The 1,115-nt window shown below is 44.7% G+C and carries 3 tRNA genes; all 3 read left to right on the forward strand.

Features of this window, described 5'->3' with window-relative positions:
* The first annotated feature begins 1 nt into the window (after position 1).
* The 3 genes from SP90_RS16360 to SP90_RS16370 all read left to right on the forward strand — a co-directional run bounded on the left by SP90_RS16360 (position 2) and on the right by SP90_RS16370 (position 1,114).
* Positions 2-78 (forward strand) — tRNA-Arg (locus SP90_RS16360).
* A gap of 441 nt (positions 79-519) precedes the next feature.
* Positions 520-596 (forward strand) — tRNA-Arg (locus tag SP90_RS16365).
* A 441-nt stretch (positions 597-1,037) separates the two neighbouring features.
* Positions 1,038-1,114 (forward strand) — tRNA-Arg (locus SP90_RS16370).
* Position 1,115 lies beyond the last annotated feature (1 nt).

Genomic DNA, 1,115 nt, shown 5'->3' on the forward strand with positions numbered 1-1,115 from the left:
CGGGGATGTAGCTCAGTTGGATAGAGTACCTGGCTACGAACCAGTTGGTCGGGAGTTCGAATCTTCCCATCCCCGCCATGGTAAGCAAGGCTGTCAGTCATACTGACAGTCTTTTTTTTGCTGTGCGCTTCATCTATTTCACGCCTCGTATCACCCACTGCAATTTTTTCGCAAAAACCACCTTCTCAACGTACTTCAGGTTCTTAGTATAAAAGAATAAAAACACAATTCCACACAGAACCATGCCCCAATAGACTTCTTAACCCAGAGCAAGGCTAGAACGGCTTAGATAAGATTTTGTATTTTTCCTACTTCTCTTCCTCATTATTTTCGTAACGTCCCCCTGAAAATCACCAGAGGTAATCATTACGAAAAGCACCCTGACAGGCGATACTGACCAACAGTCTACCGTCAACAACATACCAATTCTTTGTAACACTTTTTTCATAAAGTGCTTGACGATCGGGGCTTAGAGGCATATATCTCTTCTCGCGCTGAGGAAATCAGCACAAACCTTGCGGGGATGTAGCTCAGTTGGATAGAGTACCTGGCTACGAACCAGTTGGTCGGGAGTTCGAATCTTCCCATCCCCGCCATGGTAAGCAAGGCTGTCAGTCATACTGACAGTCTTTTTTTTGCTGTGCGCTTCATCTATTTCACGCCTCGTATCACCCACTGCAATTTTTTCGCAAAAACCACCTTCTCAACGTACTTCAGGTTCTTAGTATAAAAGAATAAAAACACAATTCCACACAGAACCATGCCCCAATAGACTTCTTAACCCAGAGCAAGGCTAGAACGGCTTAGATAAGATTTTGTATTTTTCCTACTTCTCTTCCTCATTATTTTCGTAACGTCCCCCTGAAAATCACCAGAGGTAATCATTACGAAAAGCACCCTGACAGGCGATACTGACCAACAGTCTACCGTCAACAACATACCAATTCTTTGTAACACTTTTTTCATAAAGTGCTTGACGATCGGGGCTTAGAGGCATATATCTCTTCTCGCGCTGAGGAAATCAGCACAAACCTTGCGGGGATGTAGCTCAGTTGGATAGAGTACCTGGCTACGAACCAGTTGGTCGGGAGTTCGAATCTTCCCATCCCCGCCAT

It is taken from the genome of Halodesulfovibrio spirochaetisodalis, assembly GCF_001672295.1.
Classification (GTDB): Bacteria; Desulfobacterota; Desulfovibrionia; order Desulfovibrionales; family Desulfovibrionaceae; genus Halodesulfovibrio; species Halodesulfovibrio spirochaetisodalis.